At 67.9% G+C, this 1,948-nt stretch carries 2 protein-coding genes; one reads left to right on the plus strand and one right to left on the minus strand.

Annotated elements, in window-relative coordinates:
- Window positions 1-487 (minus strand): LppP/LprE family lipoprotein (locus A5706_RS22710; protein WP_068135636.1); only part of this gene is annotated, 487 nt, incomplete at its 3' end.
- Between the two features lie 186 nt (window positions 488-673).
- Between A5706_RS22710 and A5706_RS22715 the strand changes: the two genes are divergently transcribed.
- Window positions 674-1,948: DEAD/DEAH box helicase (locus A5706_RS22715; RefSeq protein ID WP_068135639.1), on the plus strand; the 1,275-nt coding region annotated here is incomplete at its 3' end.

A 1,948-nucleotide genomic window follows, 5' to 3' on the forward strand; every position in this document is an offset into this window, starting at 1 on the left:
CGCCGCCGGGATAGGTCAAAGCGACTGTGTCGCCGGTGGTTTGGGCCGCGTCGATGCCATTGAACCCGTAGGTGTCCGGCACGCCCTGCGGGATGAACTGGCCCAGGTGGAACAGCACCGCCCGCGTCGTCGGGTTGACCGCGTTGGTGTTGGCCTTGATGATCACCGCCGAGAGCTGGGCGCACTCGTTGTAGTTGCCGGCCACCGGTTCCGGATTCCACGGCTGCTGGCTGCGCGGGTCCTTTGGTAGCTCGGACACCACCTTCGCGATGGTGGGCGAGGCCAGGTTGACCGCACACGGGTCGGCCGGCGCCGCGCCACTGGGCGGTGCGGCGACGCCGGACGTGGGGATCGGCGTCGCGGGGGCGGTGATGGACGCGGTCGACGTCGTCGTGGTGGCCTGCGGCGTCTTGGCGACCGTGGAATCTCCCGAACCGCAACCGGTCAAAGCAACGGAGGCCGACGCGAGAACGGCTACGCCCGTCATCGCGCGGCAGGGTAGCGAGCACACATCGCCAAACCGTACCGGCACCTACCCAGCCGGTGCAGCAGGCGCGGCCGTGACCCGCAGCGCCCAGCTTCGCTGGGCTCGCGATCGCCACTAGTCCCGATGGTGGCGACCCGCAGCGCCCAGCTTCGCTGGGCTCGCGATCGCCACTAGACTCTTGACACGATGACCCTCCCGGACAGCCCGCCCGAGGCTGCCTCTCCCACGTTCGCGGACCTGCAGATTCACCCTGCGGTCCTGAAGGCGACCGCCGACGTCGGCTACGAAACCCCGACCGCCATCCAGGCGGCGACGATCCCGCCGCTGCTAGCCGGATCCGACGTTGTCGGACTGGCGCAGACGGGCACCGGCAAGACGGCGGCGTTCGCGATACCGATCCTGTCCAAGATCGACGCCAAGAGCACCGCGACGCAGGCGCTGGTGCTCGCGCCCACTCGTGAGCTGGCCCTGCAGGTGGCCGAGGCGTTCAGCCGCTACGGCACCCACCTGCCCAAGATCCACGTGCTACCGATCTACGGCGGCTCGTCGTACGGTGTGCAGCTGGCCGGGCTGCGGCGCGGCGCGCAGGTGGTGGTCGGCACGCCCGGCCGGGTCATCGACCACCTGGAACGCGGCACGCTGGACCTATCCCACCTCGACTACCTCGTGCTCGACGAGGCCGACGAGATGCTCACCATGGGCTTCGCCGAGGACGTCGAACGCATCCTGTCCGAAACGCCAGAATACAAACAGGTCGCGCTGTTCTCGGCGACCATGCCGCCGGCGATCCGTAAGCTCACCACCAAATACCTGCACGACCCGGTGGAAATCACCACCAAGTCGAAAACCGCCACGGCGCAGAACATTTCGCAGCGCTACATCCAGGTCGCCGGCCCCCGCAAGATGGACGCGCTCACCCGCCTGCTCGAAGTGGAGCCGTTCGAGGCGATGATCGTGTTCGTGCGCACCAAGCAGGCCACCGAGGAGGTCGCCGAAAAGCTGCGGGCCCGAGGCTTTTCCGCCGCCGCCATCAACGGCGACATCCCGCAGGCGCAGCGCGAGCGGACCATCGCCGCGCTGAAGAACGGAAGCCTCGACATCCTGGTTGCCACCGACGTGGCGGCCAGGGGCCTTGATGTCGAACGCATTTCGCACGTCCTGAACTACGACATCCCACACGACACCGAGTCCTACGTGCACCGTATCGGGCGCACCGGGCGGGCCGGGCGCAGCGGAACCGCGGTGCTGTTCGTGTCCCCGCGTGAACGCCACCTGCTCAAGGCGATCGAAAAGGCCACCCGGCAAACGCTCACCGAGTCCGAGCTGCCCACCGTCGAAGACGTCAACGCACAACGGGTGGCGAAGTTCGCCGACTCCATCACCGACGCTCTCGCCGCCCCGGGAATCGACCTGTTCCGCAAGCTGATTCAGGACTACGAGCGCGAGCACGACGTCCCGATG

Origin of the sequence: Mycobacterium sp. E796 (assembly GCF_001672815.1) — a bacterium.
Lineage (GTDB): Bacteria > Actinomycetota > Actinomycetes > Mycobacteriales > Mycobacteriaceae > Mycobacterium.